The following is an 18,417-nucleotide window of genomic DNA, read 5'->3' on the forward strand; positions in this document are numbered from 1 at the left end:
CATGCGGTTTCCTGCCTGGTTCCGGGTGCATCTGGCGGCGGTGCGGGCCCTGCTCGCGCTGACCGTGCTGCTCGGCGCCGCCTACCCGCTGGCCGTCTACGCGGCCGGACGGCTGCCCGGCCTGAACGACCGCGCCGACGGCTCCCTCGTCTCCGCGAACGGCCGGACGGCCGGCAGCGCCCTGATCGGCCAGTCCTTCACCGGCAAGGACGGCGAGCCGCTCCGGCGGTACTTCCAGAGCCGCCCGTCCGCCGGGGACTACGACCCCGCCGCGTCCGGGGCGAGCAACCTCGGCCCGGAGGACGTCGTCGACACCCTGCCCGACCCGAAGCTCGGCGCCGACGACCCCGACGCGCGGCAGAGCCTCCTCACCCAGGTCTGCGAGCGCAGCAAGGCGGTCGGCGAGTTCAACGGGGTGAGCGGGGCGCGCCCGTACTGCACGCCCGGCGGCGTCGGCGCGGTGCTGGCCGTCTTCGGAGACCGCACCGCTGACGGGACGGTCCCGCACCCGACCCGCGTCGTCAGCGTGAACGAGGAGCAGGGGGTGGTGAAGGCCCCGTTCATCGCGTCCTACAAGGGCGTCAAGGTCGACCTGGCCCGCTTCGGCGAGGACTACGCCAAGGGCCTGACCGTCCCCGTCCGGGGCGACGCGCCGGCCGACCCCGCCGTCCCGCCGGACGCCGTCACCGCGAGCGGCAGCGGCCTGGACCCGCACATCTCCCCGGCCTACGCCGACCTCCAGGTCACGCGGGTCGCCGAGGCGCGCGGCGTCCCGGCCGCGCAGGTCGAGCAGCTCGTCCAGCAGAACACCACTGGGCGCGCCCTCGGCTTCATGGGCGAGCCGGCCGTGAACGTGCTGAAGCTCAACCTCGCCCTAGACCACGCCTACCCCGCCCGTTAGGGCTGGTAGCGGTAGCCCATCCCCGGTTCCGTCAGCAGGTGCCGGGGATGGGCCGGGTCGTCCTCCAGCTTGCGCCGCAGCTGGGCCATGTACTGGCGCAGGTAGTGCGTCTCGCTCTTGTACGCCGGGCCCCACACCGTGGTGAGGAGCTGCTGCTGCGCGACGAGCTTGCCCGGGTTGCGGAGCAGGACGTCCAGCAGCCGCCATTCGGTCGGCGTCAGGTGCACGCCGTCCGACACCGTCTTCGCGGCCAGGTCGATCGTGTGCCCGCCCACCTCGACGGTCGCGGCCGCCGCCTCGGCGGACGGCGCCCGGCGCGACACCGCGCGGATCCGGGCCACCAGCTCCTCGATGTCGAACGGCTTGGTGACGTAGTCGTCGGCGCCGGCCTCCAGCGCCTCGACCTTGTCGCGGCTGCCCGCCCGCCCCGACAGCACGATGATCGGGACCTCGGTCCAGCCGCGCAGCCCGTGGATCACCTCGATGCCCTCCAGATCGGGCAGCCCCAGGTCGAGGACGACCAGGTCGGGATGCCACGCACCGGCCCGGCGCAGCGCGGTGGTGCCGTCGGCGGCGACGTCCACCTCGTAGTCGCGGGCGCGCAGGTTGATTCGCAGCGCCCGCAGCAGCTGGGGTTCGTCGTCGACGACGAGCACGCGCGTCATGCGGTCTCCTTCCGGTGCGCGGGCAGCGACACGATCATCGTGAGGCCGCCGCCCGGGGTGTCCTCGGGGATCAGCGCGCCGCCCATCGCCTCGGTCAGCCCGCGCGCCAGCGCGAGCCCGAGCCCCACGCCGGTGTGGTTGTCGCGGTCGCCGAGCCGCTGGAACGGCAGGAACGCCCGCTCCCGCTCGGCCTCCGGGATGCCGGGGCCGCGGTCGGCGATGCGCAGCTCCACCCGGTCCAGGATGGCGCCGGCGGTGATGAGGACGGGCGCGCCGGGCGGGCTGTGCCGCAGCGCGTTGGCGATCAGGTTGACGAGCACGCGTTCGAGCAGCGCCGGGTCGGCCGACACCTCGGGGAGGTCGGGGGCGAGCGTGACCGTCACGTCGCCGCCGCCGAGGTCGTCGAGGGCGCGCGGCACGATCTCGTCCAGCGCCAGGGGGCGGGCGGCGATGCCGAGCACGCCCGCCTGAAGCCGGCTCATGTCGAGCAGGTTCGCGACCAGCCGGTCCAGCCGCTCCAGGGAGAGCTGTGCGGTGTCGAGGAGTTCGGCGCGCTCCTCCTCCGTCCAGGCGATCGAGGTACTGCTGAGGCTGTCCACCGCGGCCTTCGCCGAGGCCAGCGGCGTGCGCAGGTCGTGGCTGACGGCGTTGAGCAGCGCGGTCCGCATCCGGTCGGCGGCCTCCAGCGGGCGGGCCTTCTCCGCCTCGGCCCGCAGCCGCTGCTGCCGCAGCGCCCCCGCCGCCTGCACCGCGAACGCCTCCAGGACGCGGCGGTCCCCGGCGGGCATCGGACGGCCCCGGATCGCCAGCGTCAGATCGTCCCCCACCGGGATCTCGGCGTCGCCGTCGCCGGGCGCCCCGCACGGGCGGCCCCCGACGGTCGCGACGATCCGCCAGTCCCCGTCCCCGGACGGGCGCTCCAGCAGCGTGACCGAGGTGAGCCCGAACGTCTCGCGGAGCCGGCCGAGCACCGCGTCCAGGGCGTGCTCGCCGCGCAGGACGTCCCCCGCCAGCGTCGACAGGACCTCCGCCTCCGCGCCCAGGCGCGCCGCCTCCCGGGAGCGCCGCGCGGCGCGGTCCACCACGACGCTCACCCCGACGCCGACCAGCACGAACACCGCCAGCGCCAGCAGGTTCTCCTCCGCGGCGACGGTGAAGCGGTGGACGGGCGGGGTGAAGTACCAGTTGAGCAGCAGGAACCCGGCGACTGCCGTGAACAGCGCCGCCCGCATCCCGCCGACCAGCGCGATCGCGACCACCGCCGCCAGGAAGAACAGGATGTCGGACGGCAGCGAGATCGCCGGGCGCGCCGCCAGCAGCCCGAACGTCAGCAGCGGCAGCCCGGCGAGCGCCAGCAGGAACCCGCCGAGCCGGCGGCTCGGCGGCAGGCCCTCCGCGCGGCCGCGCCGCGCGACGCCGCGCCGCGCCTGGTCGTGCGTGACCATGTGCACGTCGATCGAGCCGGACCGCGCCGTCGTCGTCACCCCGACGCCCGGCCGCAGCAGCTGCGCGAACCGCCCGCGCCGCGACACGCCCAGCACCAGCTGGGTCGCGTTCGCGCCGCGCGCGAAGTCCAGCAGCGCGCCCGGCACGTCGTCGCCCACCACCTGGTGGTAGGTGCCGCCGAGCCCCTCCACGGCCTGCCGCTGCCGGGCCAGGTCGCCCGGCCGCGCCCCGGCGAGGCCGTCGCCGCGCGCGACGTGCACGGCGAGCAGGTCGGCGCCCTTCGACCGGGCGGCGATGCGGGTGGCGCGGCGCAGCAGCGCGTCGCCCTCCGGGCCGCCGGTCAGCGCGACCACGATCCGCTCGCGCGCCTCCCACGTCCCGCCGATGCCGTGGTCGGCCCGGTACCGGTCGAGCTGGTCGTCCACCTTGCCGGCCAGCCAGAGCAGCGCCAGCTCCCGCAGCGCCGTCAGGTTGCCGACCCGGAAGTAGTTCGAGAGGGCCGCGTCCACCTTCTCCGGCCGGTACACGTTGCCGTGCGCCATCCGCCGCCGCAGCGCCTCCGGCGCCATGTCGACCAGCTCCACCTGGTCGGCGCGGCGGACCACCTCGTCCGGGACGGTCTCGCGCTGCACCACCCCGGTGATCTGCTCGACGACGTCGTTGACCGACTCCAGATGCTGGACGTTCACGGTCGAGATGACGTCGATCCCGGCGTCGCGGATCTGCTCGACGTCCTCCCAGCGCTTGGCGTGCCCGGCGCCGGGCGGGTTCGTGTGCGCCAGCTCGTCGACCAGCACCACCGCCGGCGCGCGCTCGATCACCGCGGCGACGTCCAGCTCGGCGAACGCGGCGCCCCGGTAGGTCACCGTCCGGCGCGGGACGACCTCCAGGCCGTCCAGCAGCGCCTCGGTGCGCGGACGGTCGTGCGTCTCGACGTAGCCGACGACCACGTCGGTGCCGCGGTCGAGCCGCCGCCGCGCCTCCGCCAGCATCGCGTACGTCTTCCCCACGCCGGGGGCGGCCCCCAGGTAGACGCGGAGCTGCCCCCTGGCCATGCCCCCATCCTTCCAGGCCGAAGACCACCCACCCTTGGTGGCGTCACCTGGAAGGAAACGCCCGGCGCACCCGGATCCGTCCCGTCTTGACGCGATCCATACGCGGACGCGGCCATCCTTCACGCGTTCCGTACGCGGGAGGGCGGCGCGTACCTTGGGCGGGGCCGTCCCGGTCGCGTCGAGTACCGTTTCGGGCGTAACCAGGTCAGGCCGGACATCAATGCGGAGGCGGCGCGGTCGGTGCGGACCCTGATCATCGACAACTACGACTCGTTCACCGGCAACCTCGTCCAGTACGTGGCCGAGGCGGGCGCCGAGCCCGCCGTGCTGCGCAACGACGAGGCGGCGTGGCGCGCGGACCTGCTCGACCCGTTCGACGCCGTGGTCATCTCGCCCGGCCCCGGCTCGCCGGACCGGCCGGGCGACTTCGGGATCTGCGCGGACGTGATCGAGCACGCCCGGATCCCGCTGCTCGGCGTCTGCCTCGGGCACCAGGGGATCTGCCACCACTTCGGCGGGCGCGTCAAGCCCGCCCCGGAGGTCAGGCACGGGCTGACCTCGCCGGTCGAGCACACCGGCGACGCCCTGTTCCGGGGCGTGCCGTCCCCGTTCACGGCGGTGCGGTACCACTCGCTCGTCGCGGACGACCTGCCGCCCGTGCTGGAGCCGATCGCCTGGACGTCCGACGGGGTCCTGATGGGCGTGCGGCACACGCGGCGGCCGATCTGGGGCGTGCAGTTCCACCCGGAATCGGTGTGCACGGAGCATGGGCGGCGCATCATCGCGAACTTCCTCGCGCAGGCCGGGCCGGTCGGTGCGAAGCCCGCGCGGGACCGGGCCGCCGCTCCGGCGCGGCGACCCGCGCCCTACCGGGTGATCGCGCGGCGGCTGGGCGCGCCGGCGGTGGCCGAGGACGTGTTCGGCGCGCTGTTCGCCGCGTCCGACCGGGCGTTCTGGCTGGACAGCAGCCGCACCGGCGAGCACGGCGGACGGTTCTCGTTCATGGGCGACGCCTCCGGCCCGCTGGCGCGGTTCGCCGTGTTCGACGTGGAGACCGGAGACCTGACGATCGAGTCGGCGGGCGGGCGGGAGCGGGTCGAGCGCGCGTCCTTCTTCGACTGGCTCGACGCCGACCTGCGCGCCCACGCGGCCGACGTCCCGGACCTGCCGTTCGGGTTCGCGCTCGGCTGGGTGGGCTACCTCGGCTACGAGCTCAAGGCCGAGACCGGCGGCGCGCGGGCGCACCCCTCACCGCACCCCGACGCCGCCATGGTCTTCGCCGACCGGGCCGTGGCGTTCGACCACGCGGAGGGCGCCGTCCACCTGCTGGCGCTCTGCCCTGCCGGGGACGAGCGCGACGCGCTGGCCTGGCTGGACGCCATGGAGACCCGCCTGGCGGACCTCGCGCCGCCGGACGAGCCGGGCCCGGTCGCGGCGCCGTCCGAGATCGTCCTGAGGCACGGCCGCCCCCGCTACCTCGACAAGATCGCGGAATGCCTGCGGGAGATCATCGCCGGCGAGACCTACGAGGTCTGCCTGACGAACATGCTCACCGCCGCCGTCCGCGCGGACCCGTGGGACCTCTACCGCCGCCTCCGGCGCGGTGATCCCGTGCCGTTCGGAGCGCTGCTGCGGTTCGGCGACCTGTCGGTGCTCAGCTCCTCGCCCGAGCGCTTCCTGCGCGTGTCGGCGGACGGGGCGGCCGAGTCCAAGCCGATCAAGGGCACCCGGCCGCGCTCGCCCGACCCGGCCGAGGACCGGCGGCTGCGCGCGGACCTCGCCGCGAGCGCGAAGGACCGCGCGGAGAACCTGATGATCGTCGATCTCGTCCGGCACGACCTCGGGGGCGTCGCCGAGACGGGGTCGGTCACCGCCGACCCGGTGTTCGCCGTGGAGAGCTACACGACCGTCCACCAGCTGGTCAGCACCGTCCGGGCCCGGCTCCGCCCGGACGTCTCGGCGGTGCGGTGCGTGCGGGCGGCGTTCCCCGGCGGCTCGATGACGGGCGCCCCGAAGATCCGCACCATGCGGATCATCGACCGGCTGGAGGAGGGCCCGCGCGGCGTGTACTCCGGCGCGCTCGGCTACTTCTCGCTGTCGGGGGCGGCCGACTTCAGCATCGTGATCCGCACCGCCGTCGCCACTCCGGGCCGCGTCGAGTTCGGCGTCGGCGGCGCCGTCACCGCGCTGTCGGACCCGGCCGACGAGTTCGCGGAGACCGCGGTCAAGGCCGCGCCGCTGCTCCGCCTGCTCGGCGTCCCGTTCCCCGGACCGCCCGCCGCCCCGGCCGCCGAGGCGGCCCTCGTGGGCGGCTGAAGGGGGCGGGACGGGAGCGCGTCCGGCCGTCCCGCCCCCCGTGTCACTCGCCGCCGCAGGCGGGAGTGACGGACTCGGGCGAACCGGTGCCGATGAAACCGAACGTCGTGCCGGCCCCGGGCGCGAGCGTCCCGTTCCAGGACTCGTTCGCCGCGGTGACCGACGCACCGGCCTGCGTCACCTTGGCGCCCCAGGATTGGGACACCGTCTGGCCGCCGCCGAACGTCCAGGACACCTTCCACGCCTTGGTCGCGGCCGTCCCGGTGTTCTTGACGGTGACCTCGCCTTGGAAGCCGCCTCCCCACGAACCGGTCGTCTTGTAGGTGGCCGTGCAGCCTCCGTCGGACGGCGGGTCCGTGGTGGGCGGGTCGCTGGTCACCGGCGGGCTCGACGGCGTCGTGTCGGACGTGTCGCCGTAGATGATGCCCCGCCCGTTCGTGCCGAGATAGACGCGGCCGTAGACGCGCGGGTCGCCGGTGAGGGCCTCGCCCGCGTTGCCGTACTGGTGCTGGTCGTCGTTGATGCGCGTCCAGGCACCGCCCGCGTCGTTCGACCGGAACAGGCCGGTGACGCCGTTGACCGTCCCGACCAGATAGAGCGCGGGGTAGTTCGCGCCGGGGGCGGCCTTGCCGAACCCGACGTTCACGGCCTTGGAGACGCCCCCGGCCTTGGTGAAGCTCGCGCCGGAGTCGGTCGAGTGGAACAGGCCGGTGTCACCGGCGAGCCAGATGTCGCCCTCCTTGCCGGGCAGCGCCTTGAAGTGGACGCCGCTGGACGGCAGCCCGGACGCCGCCGTCGCCGCGAACGACTGGCCGCCGTTCGCGCTGACGTAGAACCGTCCTCCGGAGAAGGCGTAGAACTTGCTCGCGTTCACCCGGTCGGACTCGACGATCGCGTTGGCCGGGACGCCGGACGACGCGCTCCAGGAGTTGCCGAACCCGGCCGAGTGCACGACCTGCTGCCCGGCGTCGCCCGGCGCCCACACGAACCGGCTCCCGTCCGCCGCCGCCGCGACCGTGCCGCCGCTGTTGACGCCGCTCGGCTCGGTGCCCTGGAACCAGTTGGCCCCGCCGTCGGTCGAGAACGCGACATGGCTGTCGTCGGGGCGGTCGGAATCGGTGAAGTTCCCCGCACGCACCATGACGCTCGGCTCGCCCTCGGCGTAGTCGAGGCTGGCCGTGCTGGTGAACACCGGCTGGGTGAACATCGACGACGGCACCGCGCCCAGATCGGCGTGCCGGAACCCGCCGATGTCGCCGAGCCCGCTGACCAGCGGCGCGCCGGACGGCGGGCTGATCAGATCGAGGACGGCGGTCTCCTCCAGCCCCGTCACCATCGGCTTGATCGAGATCTTGCCGCCGGCGTCCCACCGGGTGAGGTCCCCGGTGCCGTAGATCGTCGCGCCCGTCCCGTACATCAGCCGGTCGGAGTCGAACGGGTCGATCTCCACCGACTCGTTCATCCAGCCGAGCTTCGGCGTGACCTCGGGCGGCGCCGGGTTCGTCCCGAACGTCAGCCAGGGCACCGAGGAGACGTCCTGGGTGTAGCGGAAGCTGCGGTTCGGGTAGCTCGTCCAGTCCCAGATGCGCGTCCAGGACGCGCCGCCGTCGGTGCTCCGCCACATGATCATGTCGGGCCACCAGGACACCTGCGTCGCCACCATCAGCGTCCCCGGGTGCTGCCGGTCGACGGTGAGGCCGCTGTAGCCGAAATAGTCGTCGGAACTGCTGGACGGCACAGGGCTGATCTGCGTCCACGCGCCCGACTGCGTGTTGTACTTCCACACATCGCCCTTGGCGCCGCTGTAAGGACCGGCCGTGTCACTTGTGGCGATGTAAAGCGCGTGGGTGGACGCGTCCAGTACGCCCTTGTGCGCGATGTAGCCGGTGGGCTGACCCGCTAAGCGCTCCCACGTCGCGCCCGCGTCCGTACTCCGGTAGACGGTGTTCGCCTTGTCGGCGACGCCCGCGTAGATCGTCCTGGTGGGCGTGCCGGACGTTCCGGTGCTCTCGTCGAAGGTCACCCAGACGACGCCGGGCCGGTGACTGGCGTAACCGGTCGTGTCACTCGGATCGTCGGAGTAGTCGCCCGGATTGGTAAAGCTGTTCACCTTCGCCCAGGTCGCACCCCGGTCGGTGCTGCGCCAGAGACCATGCCCTTCCGGCGTGCCCAGATACAGCACCCGGTTGTCATTGGGATCGACGGCGAGTCGTTCGCCCATGCCACGTCCCGGCATGTTGCCGCCCAGTTTGAACGGCAGTTCCGCGACGTCCCATGTCCGGCCCCGGTCGGCCGAGCGCAGCACGGCGCCGTTGTTGGGGTCCCAGTCGTTGGTGTACATCCCGACCGCCGCGTACACCCGGTCGGCGTCCACCGGGTCGGCGGCCAGGCTGATCACGCCGTTGTAGCCCCACTCGTCCCAGCCGGCCCAGTCGAGCAGCGGGATCCACCGCCCGTTCGCCTGGTCCCACCGGTACGCGCCGCCGATGTCGGTGCGGGCGTAGACGAGGTTCTTCTCCTTGCGGCTGAAGACGATGCCGGGCACGAACCCGCCCCCGTCGATCCGCACGTTCCGCCAGGTGTAGGTCTCGGCCGCCACGGCGGGGCGGGGAGCGACGGCCGCCATCACCGCGACCATCGCGGCGACCAGCGCGAGCGCGGCCAGTGCCGCCGCGACGGCGGCGGTCAACGATCTTCGTGCGGGCATGGCGCCTCCTTGGTGTCCCGGTGCCCAGGAGGCTGATCGAAGCGCTTCGATCCGTCAACGCCCGGTGTCCGCCTTTCATGGCGGGCCCCGCCCACCAGCCCGAACGCGCCCCGCCGCATGAAAACTGAGGGCCGGGTGGCGTCCGGTGACCGCGACGATCGTGCGGGTCGGCGGCTACGCGGCCCGTGAACGCGGAGACACCGCGCGGGGGCCCGCCCGTCCTTCGTCGACGACGCTGGTCCGGTCGGCGTGGGACGCCTCGGCGAGGGAGCGCGTGGAGAGCAGGATCGCCGCGCCCGAGCCCGCCAGATCGCGCAGCACCGCCCAGATCCGCTCGACCGTGCCGCTGTCGAGGCCCGCCAGGGGATCGTCCAGGAAGAGGACGTCGGAGCGGTTCAGCAGGGCCAGCGCCAGATCCAGCAGGCGCCGCTGCCCGGCGGTCAGCCGCTCGAAGCGCACCGCCGCCAGGCCGCCGAGACCGGTCAGCTCCAGCGCGTCCGCACTCGTCAGCGGGTCGAGCGTCCAGCGGCGGAAGGACTCGGCGATCTCCTCGACGGTGAAGCCCGCGTGGTCGCCGCCCTCCCGCCAGACCGCGCCCAGGCGGAGTCCGTCCCGGCCCCCGTACGGGTCGACCCCCTTCACCCGCACCGACCCGGACATGGGGCGCCGCAGCCCCGCCACCGCCTCCAGGACGGCCGTCTTGCCCGACCCCGACCGGCCGAGAAGCGCGCAGACCTCCCCGGCCGCCACGTCGAACGACACGCCCGCGGCCTTCTCCCGGCCGCCCACCCGCAGATTCCGCACCCGGATCACCGGCTCCATGCGTCCCCCCAAGCCGTCCTACCGGCGCCCTCAAGATCACTTACCTGGGACTGTACGGCCGCTCGGCCGCCGTCCGCCCCGCCGGCGGATGGCCGTTCGCAGTCCGTAAGAACTGGCCCGGCCGCCGGCCCCTCGGCAGGGCGGCGGCCGGGCGGTGGAGGGGTCAGCTCGCGAAGGTGAACCAGTTGACGTTGACGAAGTCGGCCGGCTGGCCGCTGCTGAAGGTGAGGTAGACGGTATGGGTGCCGGTCGTTCCGGCGATGTTGGCGGGGACCGTCCGCCAGCTCTGCCAGCCGCCGGTGTTCGCGATCGCGAAGTCGCCGATCACCGGGCCGGTCGGGCTGTCCAGCCGCACCTGCACCAGGCCGCTGACCCCGGCCGCCGCGCCCGAGGCGACCCTGGCCTTGAACTGCGTCGCCGGGGTGCCGCCGAACGCGACGCGGTCATAGCGCAGCCAGTCGCCGTTGCCGATGTGGCCGACGTTCTGGCCGCCGCCGGTGTCGGTCGTGGTCTCCGTCTGCGTGCCCGACTGCGCGTCGCTGCTCTCCGCCTGGATCGTCGAGCGGGCGTCGACCGTGTCGCCCGTCGGCGGCGGCGTGGTCGAGCCGCCGCTCTGCCAGACCGCGACGTAGTCGACCAGCATGGGACGCCCCGAGACGGTGTCCGCGGTGGGCGTGCCGCGCCCGGCGACGCCGTTGGGGAAACCGCCGCCCATGGCCACGTTCAGCAGCAGGAAGTAGCCGCCGTGGCCGGTCATGTTCGCCCACGTCCCGGCGTCGAGCTGGTTCTGGCCGACGCTGTGGAACTGCTGTCCGTCCACGTACCAGCGCAGCTGGTTGGGGCTGACGCTGCGGTCCCACTCGAAGCGGTAGGTGTGCATGCCCGCCTGGCAGGACGTCCCCGGGCAGGCACGGCTCGCGCCGATCCCGTTCGTCTCGTTGCAGGGGCCGCCCGGATTCGTCCCGCAGTGCAGGACGCCCCAGACGGAGTTGATCCCGTTGACGTTCTCCATGATGTCGAACTCGCCGATCGACGGCCAGTTCTGGTAGTTGCCCCGGTACGGGGACCCGAGCGCCCAGAACGCGGGCCAGTAGCCGAGCGCCTGCGCGCCCGTCGCGTTGGGCATCTGGATGCGCCCCTCGATGCGCAGCACGCGCCCGTCGGCGGGCTTGAAGTCGGTGCGCTGGGTCTCGATGCGGGCCGACGTCCACTCGCCCGAAGCGGTCTTGACGGGGGTGATCCGCAGGTTGCCGCCGCCGTCCAGGCTGACGTTGGCGGGGTCGGCGGTGTAGTTCTGGATCTCCCCGGTGCCCCAGTTGCCCGGCCCGCCGGGGTAGCCGTGGCCGGTGTCGATGATCCAGTTGGCCGCCGAGGGACGCGCCCCCGCGGCGCCGTCGAAGTCGTCGCTCCAGACCAGGCTCCAGCCGGACGGGGGCGGTGGGACGGACGCGCCGGCCGTCGGCGGCGTCACGGCGACGGCGACCGCGGCCGCGGCCGGGAGCGCGGCGGCGAGCACGGCGAGCGCGGGCCGGCGCCAGAACCGGGGACGTCTCGGTGGGGTCATGGCGGGAACCTCCAGAGAGGGTGGGAGCAAGCGCGGGGTGCCTGCCTCTGGTGCGCTCAATGTCACCCGCCCGGGGACCTCCGTCAAGAGGTCGTGAGAGCGCTCTCTCAAGGCCGAGAGCTTGCAAATATGCCTATGACCAGGTCTCCTATGTTCACCAACTCGGTTTTGCTCTTTTTGAGAAATCGCTCTCTCGTGAAGGCGCGGGTTCGCGCCCGGCCGGCGCGCGTAAGGTCGATCCCTGATGGTGGAGAGGCGGGCATGAAACGTCCCACGCTGGAGGCCGTGGCGGCCAGGGCCGGGGTCTCGCGGGCCACGGTGTCGCGCGTGGTCAACGGCTCCGCCACGGTGAACCCGCGGATACGCACGGCCGTCCTGCGCGCCGTGGAGGAGCTCGGCTACATCCCGAACTCGGCCGCCCGCAGCCTGGTGACCCAGCGTACCGGGTCGATCGGGCTCGTCGTCTCCGAGCCGCCCGCGCGGGTGTTCTCCGACGACCCCTTCTTCCTGTCGGTCGTCCGCGCCGTGAGCCAGGAGCTGGAGGCCGCCGACAAGCAGGTCGTGCTCATGATGCCGTCCACGCCGGCGGGCCAGGCGAGGGTGGAGCGGTACGTCGCGGGCCGGCATGTGGACGGCGTCATCCTGCTCTCCCAGCACGGCGCGGACCCGCTGCCGGCGGCCCTCCTGCGGACGGGCGTGCCCGTCGTGTCGCACGGCCGCCCCGTGTCCACGGCCAGGCCGCCGTACTGCGACGCCGACAACGTCGGCGGCGCGCGCGCCGCCGTGGAGCACCTCCTGGCCACGGGGCGGCGGCGCATCGCCGCGATCACCGGCCCGCCCGACATGTCCGCCGGGCTGGACCGGCTCGCCGGGTACCGCGAGGTCCTCTCCGGCACCGACCGCAGGTCCCTGGCCGCGCTGGGCGACTTCACCCGCGAGTCGGGGGCGGCGGCCATGGCGCAGCTCCTGGAGGACGACCCCGGTCTCGACGCGGTGTTCGCGGCGAACGACCTGATGGCGGCCGGTGCCCTGCACGCGCTGCGGAAGGCGGGGCGGCGCGTCCCGGACGACGTCGCCGTCGTCGGCTTCGACGACATCGACGCCGCCCGCTACACCGACCCGCCGCTGACCACCGTCCGCCAGCCGGTCGCCGAGGTGGCGCGGGCCGCCGTCCGGATGCTCCTCACCGGCGGCGAGGGGCCGGCCGAGCCGGTGGTCCTTCCCACGGAGCTCATCGTCCGCGACTCCACCTGAACCGCGGCCGCCCCGGGTAACGGCGGCCTCCCCTGGCCGCCACCGGCATTCGGCGACGGCAGCGGGCTGACGGCCTGACCCAGGCACGCGACCAGGCGGGTCCAGTCCGCCCTGGGCCCCGGACCCGCCGGCCGTGCGTCCTACCGCTAGCCGGCGCTCGACCTCGCGGCCCGCTCGATGACCCGGGTGACGGTCCCGGGCTGCGTCATCAGGCCGAGGTGCCCGGCGTCGTACTCGGCGACCGTGGAGCCGGCCCGCTTCGCCATGGCCCGCTCGGCGGCGGCCGGGATGATCTTGTCGTTCTTCCCGATGAGGTACCAGGACGGGATGCCCCGCCAGGCCGGGGCCGCCGACGGCTCGTTGAGCGCACCGACCGTGGCCGGCCGCTGGGTGGCCGTCACGAGCGCCTTGTCCCGCGCGTCCAGCCCGGTCGCGAACGAGGTGAAGACGGTCGACCTCTTGAGGTAGAGGTCGGTCGTCGCGGTGGGCGGCAGGGTGCCGGGAACGAAGTCGAAAACGGTCGTCGGGTCCACCGAGAGTGCGGAATCCGGGCCCGCGAGCGCGGTGGCGGACTCGCCCTCGTCCGGCGCGAACGCGTTCACGTAGACGAGCCCCTTGACATTCGCGCTCCCCGTGGCCGCATTGGTGATCACGGCGCCGCCGTAGGAATGGCCGACGAGGACGACGGGTCCCTTCTGGGATTCCAGGAAGGTGCGCACGAACGCGGCGTCGTCGGACAATGACCGCAGCGGATTGGCGACCGCCACGACGGGATACCCGTCGTCCTGGAGCCTGGTGACGACCTTGTTCCAGCTCGACGCGTCGGCCCAGGCCCCGTGCACGAGCACGATCGTGGGCTTCGCCGTCCGATGCCGCTTCTCCTGCGAGAACGCGCTCTGCGTCTGGACGGTGCTCGTCAGGACGAGGGCGGCCGCCAGCACGAGGGCCGCCGCGGCGGGTCTCCTCCTGAGACGGCCGGCCGGCTGGCCGGGAGAACTGGTCATGTCTTCTCCTGTTCGATGGACGGGCCCGTTGGGACGGCGACGGCAATGGGTGAATCGGCTTTATGAGCCATTTCCGTTCGCACCCGTGGCGGCCGTCCGGCCCGGATCGATCGCGGGGCGATCGACTCATGATTAATGACCGGATATCGGCTGCCCCTGTGACACATTCCCATGTAGAAATGTCAAGATTTCTCCACGGCGGGGCACGGTTTTCGGTGGTGTCACTGGAGGGCGTGCAGCGCCGCCTCCACGGCCCGGTGGAACGTCGGATACGTGTAGATCATGTGCTTGAGGAGATCGGTCGGCGTCTCGGCGTGGACGGCGACGTTCAGCCCGTACAGCACCTCGCCGCCGGCCGGCCCGGCCGACGTCGCGCCGACCAGCACGCCGCGGTCGGCGTCCTCGACGAGCTTGATGAACCCCGCGTTGCCGGGGCCGTGGATCCGGCCGCGGGCGGACTCCGGGATCGGCGCCAGGCCGGTGCGCACCCGCATCCCCCGGTCGCGCGCCTGCCGCTCGGTGATCCCGACCGCCCCGATCTCCGGGTCGGTGAACGTGACGCGGGGCAGCGCCCGGTAGTCGGCGTCGGGGCCGGGGCGGCCCAGGATGTCGCGGACGGCGATCTGCGCCTGGTACATCGAGATGTGCGTGAACGCGCCGTGGCCGGTGATGTCGCCGACCGCCCACAGCCCCTCGGCCGCCCGCATCTGCCCGTCGGTGGGCACCGCGTGGGCGGCGGGGTCGAGGCCGACGGTGCCGACGTCCAGCGCGGCCAGGTCACTGCCGCGTCCGGTCGCGACCAGCAGGCGCTCCGCGCGGACCGGCTCCAGACCGCCGTCGGGCAGGGCCTCGAACGTCGTCCCGTCGTGCTCGAAGTCGACGGCCCCGGCGCCGGTGCGGACGGTGACGCCGTCGGCCCGCAGCGCCCGCGCGGCGAGCTCCCCGGCCTCGGGCTCCTCGCGGGCGAGCAGCCGCTCCCCGCCCTCCAGGACGGTGACCGCGCAGCCGAAGCGGGCGTAGACCTGCGCGAGTTCGACGCCGATCGCGCCGCCGCCGAGCACGAGCAGGGAGGCCGGCATCTCCGCCGCCTCGATGGCCTCCCGGTTCGTCCAGTACGGCGTCCCCTCCAGGCCCGGAATCGGCGGGATGCGCGGCTGCGAACCGGTCGCCAGGAGCACACCGCGCCGGGCCTCGAACGTGCGGTCGCCGACGGCGACCCGGCGCGGGCCCGCGAGCCGCCCCCGCTCCCGCACGAGCCGCACCCCTTTGGCCGTCAGGCGGTCGGCGGCCGCCTCGTCGTTCCAGCCGTCGGTGGCCTCGGACCGGACGCGCGCGGCGACCCGGCTCCAGTCGGGGACCGCCTTGCCCTCGCCGGCCAGCACGGGAACGCGCCCCGCCTCGGCGAGCGCGTTCCCGGCGCGGATCATCATCTTGCTGGGGACGCATCCCCAGTACGGGCACTCGCCGCCGACGAGCCCCGCCTCGATCCCGACCACGTCCAGCCCGGCCTCGGCGAGGGCGCCCGCGGCGTACTCGCCGCCGGGGCCGAGCCCGACCACCACCACATCGACCTGCTCACTCATGCCGTTCTCCTCCGTCGTCCTCGATCCGGGTCCCCGCCGCCCCCGACAGGAGCGCGGGCGCGTCGGCGAGCGCGCCGACCACGGCGACGGCGCCGCGGCGGTGCTCGGCGAAGCGGCACGCCGCCTCCGCCTTGGGCCCCATGGACCCCGCCGGCAGCGGCAGCCGCCGCAGCAGCGCGGGGGTGACGCGGCGCAGGGGCCGGGCGCGCGCGGTGCCGTGGCCGCGCTCGATCGCGGGGACGTCGGTGAGGAGCAGCAGCACGTCCGCCTTGAGCCGCGTCGCGAGCAGCGCCGCCGCGAGGTCCTTGTCGACGACGGCCTCGACTCCGCGATGGCCGCCGTCGGTGGGGACGCCGCCCCCGCCCACGGCGATGACCAGGCACCCCTCGTCGGTGAGGCGCGCGATCGTCAGCAGTTCCACGATGGCGCGCGGCTCGGGGGAGGGGACGGCCCGGCGCCAGGCGTCGCCGTCCCGGCGCATCGTCCAGCCGTGCTCGGCGCGCAGCCGCTCGGCCTCCGCCGCGTCGTAGGTGCGGCCGACGAACTTGGTCGGGTCGCCGAACGCGGGGTCGCCGGGGTCGACCTCGGTCTCGGTGAGCAGCGCGGCGATCTCCCGGCCGGGTAGGGCGCGGCGTAGTTCGCGGGCCAGCCAGTAGCCGATCATGCCTTGGGTCTGGGCGCCGAGGACGTCGAGGGGGTAGGGGGCGGAGAGTGCCGGGTCGGCGGCGCTTTCCACGGCCAGCAGCCCGACCTGCGGTCCGTTGCCGTGCGTGACGATCAGCTCGTTGCCGTCCGCGAGCGCGGCCAGCCCGCCGACGGCTTCGCGCACGTGCGCGATCTGCACGGACGCGTCCAGCGGTTCGCCCCGGCGCAGCAGCGCGTTGCCGCCGAGGGCCGCGACGACCCTCACGGCCGTCCGTCCAGGCGCTCGGTGAGCAGCGCGGCCAGCACGGCTTGGGTGGCGGGGAGCCGGTTGGCGGCCTGCTGGAAGACCAGGGAGCGGGCGCCGTCGATGACGCCGGGGGTGACCTCTTGGCCGCGGTGGGCGGGCAGGCAGTGCATGAAGACGGCGTCGTCGCGGGCCTGGGCCATCAGCCGCTCGTCCACCCGGTAGGGCGCGAGCGCGGCGGTGCGGCGTGCACGCTCGTCCTCGGCGTCGCCCATGGACAGCCAGACGTCGGTGTAGACGACGCTCGCGTCCTTGACCGCTTCGGCCGGGTCATCGGTCACCAGGACGGCGCTGCCGCGCCGCCGGCCCTCGGCGGTGGCGAAGGCGACGGCCTCCTCGGGCGGCGCGTAGCCGGGCGGGGTGGCGATCGCGACGTCCATCCCGGCGAGGGCCGCGGCCTCCATCAGGCTGCGGGCGACGTTGCCGCCGTCGCCCACGTAGGCGACGCGGTGGCCGCGCAGGCGGCCGAAGTGCTGCTGGACGGTGAGCAGGTCGGCGATGGCCTGGAGTGGGTGGTGTCCGTCGGTCAGGGCGTTGACGACCGGGATGGGCGCTGCGGCGGCGAGGTCGGTGACGTCGGCGTCGGCGTACGTGCGGATCACGATCGCCGCCGAGTAGGAGCCCATCACGCGGGCGGTGTCGCCGATGGTCTCGCCGCGGCGCAGCTGTAGTTCGTCGGGACCGACGGCGATGGGTGTGCCGCCGAGCCGGGTGACCGCTGCGGCGGTGGACAGCCGGGTGCGGGTGGACGGTTTGGCGAAGTACATCGGCACGATCTGATGGGCGAGCAGGTCGTGCGCGGAGTCGGGCACCCGGTGGAAGTCGGCCGACAGCCGCAGCAGCAGCGTCAGGTCGTCGCCGTCCAGGTCGGCGATGCGCAGCAGGTCCTTCACGATGCCACCTCGTTCTCGGGGGTCGCTCCGCCGCCGGGAGCCGCTTCGTCGCGTTGGAGGGGGCAGCTCATGCAGCGGGGGCCGCCGCGTCCGCGGCCGAGTTCGCCGCCGGGGATGGTGATGACCTCGATGCCGTTGCGGCGGAGCATGGTGTTGGTGGTGATGTTGCGTTCGTAGGCGACGACGACGCCGGGTTCGAGGGCCAGGACGTTGTCGCCGTCGTCCCATTGCTCGCGTTCGGCGGCCCGGACGTCTTGTTGGGCGGACAGGACGCGGACGCGGGGCAGGCCGAGGGCGCGGGCGATGGCGGGGAACAGCGCGTCGTTGTCGGTGACGGTGACGGTGTCGCCGGTGCCGGGGGTGCCGGGGGTGAGGGTGTAGGAGCGCAGTGGGGGGAGTTCGGGGTAGACGGCGAAGGCGTCGCGGTCGACCATGGTCATGACGGTGTCCAGGTGCATGAACGCGCGCTGCTTGGGCAGTTGCGCGGCGATGATGTGGTGGGCGCGGCCGGCGGTGAACAGGCGTTGGGCGAGGAGTTCGATGGCTTGGGGTGTGGTGCGTTCGCTCATGCCGATGAGGACGACGCCGTTGCCGAGGACGTGGATGTCGCCGCCTTCGATGGAGGGCAGGGCGAAGTCGGTGCCGGGGTACCAGACGGGGATGTCGGTGCCGGTGAACATGGGGTGGTGCCGGTAGAGGGTGTCCAGGTGGATGGTTTCGCGGCGGCGGGCGGGTTTGGCCATCGGGTGCAGGGTGAGGCCGTCGTGGATCCAGGCGGAGGGGTCGCGGGTGAACAGGTGGTTGGGCAGGGGGGCCAGGACGAAGTCGCCGTCGTCCAGGGAGGCCAGGAGCAGGCTGTGGGCGGCCAGGCCGAGTTCTTGTTTGGTGAGTCCGCCGATGAGGTGGCGGGTGAGGGTGTGGGGGTCCATGTCCTGCAGTGCGGCGCGGACGGGTCCGGCGAGGGTGGCGCCGAGTGCGGTCTGGGAGGCGGTGTGGTCGAGGACGTGGGTGCGGGCCTGGTCGTTTTTGAGGGTTTCGGTGAGCAGGTCGGCGAGGTAGTGGACGTGGACGCCGCGTTCGCGGAGGGTGTCGGCGAAGACGTCGTGTTCCTGGCGGGCGCGTTTGGCCCAGAGCACTTCGTCGAAGAGCAGGTCGTCCTTGTTGGCGGGGGTGAGGCGGAGCAGTTCCAGGTCGGGGCGGTGCAGCAGTACCTGCCGCAGCCGCCCGACCTCGGAGGAGACGGTGAACACGGGCATCG

Annotated in this window: 13 protein-coding genes; 3 read left to right on the forward strand and 10 right to left on the reverse strand. The window is 73.7% G+C overall.

Features of this window, described 5'->3' with window-relative positions; all coding sequences use genetic code 11:
* The first annotated feature begins 1 nt into the window (after window position 1).
* Complete coding sequence (locus ACGFI1_RS06425) at window positions 2-901, forward strand: potassium-transporting ATPase subunit C (RefSeq protein ID WP_392783668.1); 900 nt, start codon at window positions 2-4, stop codon at window positions 899-901.
* On the opposite strand, the gene ACGFI1_RS06430 is transcribed toward ACGFI1_RS06425, so the two are convergent.
* The gene (locus tag ACGFI1_RS06430; RefSeq protein ID WP_392733109.1) at window positions 898-1,566 is read right to left on the reverse strand and encodes a response regulator; all 669 of its coding nucleotides are present in this window, start codon (window positions 1,564-1,566) and stop codon (window positions 898-900) included. The two genes, ACGFI1_RS06425 and ACGFI1_RS06430, sit on opposite strands and share 4 nt — an antisense overlap.
* Window positions 1,563-4,067: a DUF4118 domain-containing protein gene (locus ACGFI1_RS06435; protein WP_386876824.1), complete on the reverse strand. Its 2,505-nt coding sequence runs from the start codon at window positions 4,065-4,067 to the stop codon at window positions 1,563-1,565. Before ACGFI1_RS06435 ends, ACGFI1_RS06430 begins: the two co-directional genes overlap by 4 nt.
* 240 nt (window positions 4,068-4,307) lie before the next feature.
* On the opposite strand from ACGFI1_RS06435, the gene pabB reads away from it, so the two are divergent.
* Window positions 4,308-6,383 carry an aminodeoxychorismate synthase component I gene (gene pabB / locus ACGFI1_RS06440; RefSeq protein WP_392783672.1) on the forward strand — a complete coding sequence of 692 codons (2,076 nt, stop codon included), beginning with the start codon at window positions 4,308-4,310 and terminating at the stop codon, window positions 6,381-6,383.
* Between the two features lie 43 nt (window positions 6,384-6,426).
* Here the strand turns inward: pabB and ACGFI1_RS06445 are convergent, their stop codons facing one another.
* From ACGFI1_RS06445 to ACGFI1_RS06455, 3 genes are all read right to left on the reverse strand, one after another.
* Window positions 6,427-9,090, reverse strand: a complete 2,664-nt coding sequence (locus ACGFI1_RS06445) for a cellulose binding domain-containing protein (RefSeq protein ID WP_392783675.1) — start codon at window positions 9,088-9,090, stop codon at window positions 6,427-6,429.
* Between the two features lie 174 nt (window positions 9,091-9,264).
* The gene (locus ACGFI1_RS06450; protein ID WP_392783678.1) at window positions 9,265-9,912 is read right to left on the reverse strand and encodes an ATP-binding cassette domain-containing protein; all 648 of its coding nucleotides are present in this window, start codon (window positions 9,910-9,912) and stop codon (window positions 9,265-9,267) included.
* A 163-nt stretch (window positions 9,913-10,075) separates the two neighbouring features.
* Complete coding sequence (locus tag ACGFI1_RS06455; protein WP_392783680.1) at window positions 10,076-11,476, reverse strand: glycoside hydrolase family 16 protein; 1,401 nt, start codon at window positions 11,474-11,476, stop codon at window positions 10,076-10,078.
* Between the two features lie 261 nt (window positions 11,477-11,737).
* On the opposite strand from ACGFI1_RS06455, the gene ACGFI1_RS06460 reads away from it, so the two are divergent.
* Window positions 11,738-12,730 carry a LacI family DNA-binding transcriptional regulator gene (locus ACGFI1_RS06460; protein WP_301175396.1) on the forward strand — a complete coding sequence of 331 codons (993 nt, stop codon included), beginning with the start codon at window positions 11,738-11,740 and terminating at the stop codon, window positions 12,728-12,730.
* 146 nt (window positions 12,731-12,876) lie between these two features.
* On the opposite strand, the gene ACGFI1_RS06465 is transcribed toward ACGFI1_RS06460, so the two are convergent.
* The 5 genes from ACGFI1_RS06465 to ACGFI1_RS06485 form a co-directional block, all read right to left on the reverse strand.
* Window positions 12,877-13,734, reverse strand: a complete 858-nt coding sequence (locus tag ACGFI1_RS06465; protein WP_392783684.1) for an alpha/beta fold hydrolase — start codon at window positions 13,732-13,734, stop codon at window positions 12,877-12,879.
* A gap of 221 nt (window positions 13,735-13,955) precedes the next feature.
* Entirely contained in the window at window positions 13,956-15,317 is a 1,362-nt protein-coding gene (locus tag ACGFI1_RS06470) for a dihydrolipoyl dehydrogenase family protein (protein ID WP_392783687.1), read from the reverse strand.
* A complete protein-coding gene (locus ACGFI1_RS06475) occupies window positions 15,310-16,227 on the reverse strand; it encodes a carbamate kinase (RefSeq protein WP_392783690.1) in 918 nt (305 codons plus the stop codon). The genes ACGFI1_RS06470 and ACGFI1_RS06475 overlap by 8 nt, the downstream gene beginning before the upstream one ends.
* Window positions 16,224-17,159 carry an ornithine carbamoyltransferase gene (argF, locus tag ACGFI1_RS06480; RefSeq protein WP_392783693.1) on the reverse strand — a complete coding sequence of 312 codons (936 nt, stop codon included), beginning with the start codon at window positions 17,157-17,159 and terminating at the stop codon, window positions 16,224-16,226. Before argF ends, ACGFI1_RS06475 begins: the two co-directional genes overlap by 4 nt.
* Window positions 17,156-18,415, reverse strand: coding sequence for an arginine deiminase (locus tag ACGFI1_RS06485; RefSeq protein ID WP_392783695.1), 1,260 nt, complete (start codon window positions 18,413-18,415; stop codon window positions 17,156-17,158). The genes argF and ACGFI1_RS06485 overlap by 4 nt, the downstream gene beginning before the upstream one ends.
* Window positions 18,416-18,417 lie beyond the last annotated feature (2 nt).

Origin of the sequence: Actinomadura geliboluensis (genome assembly GCF_043197915.1) — a bacterium.
Classification (GTDB): domain Bacteria; phylum Actinomycetota; class Actinomycetes; order Streptosporangiales; family Streptosporangiaceae; genus Spirillospora; species Spirillospora geliboluensis.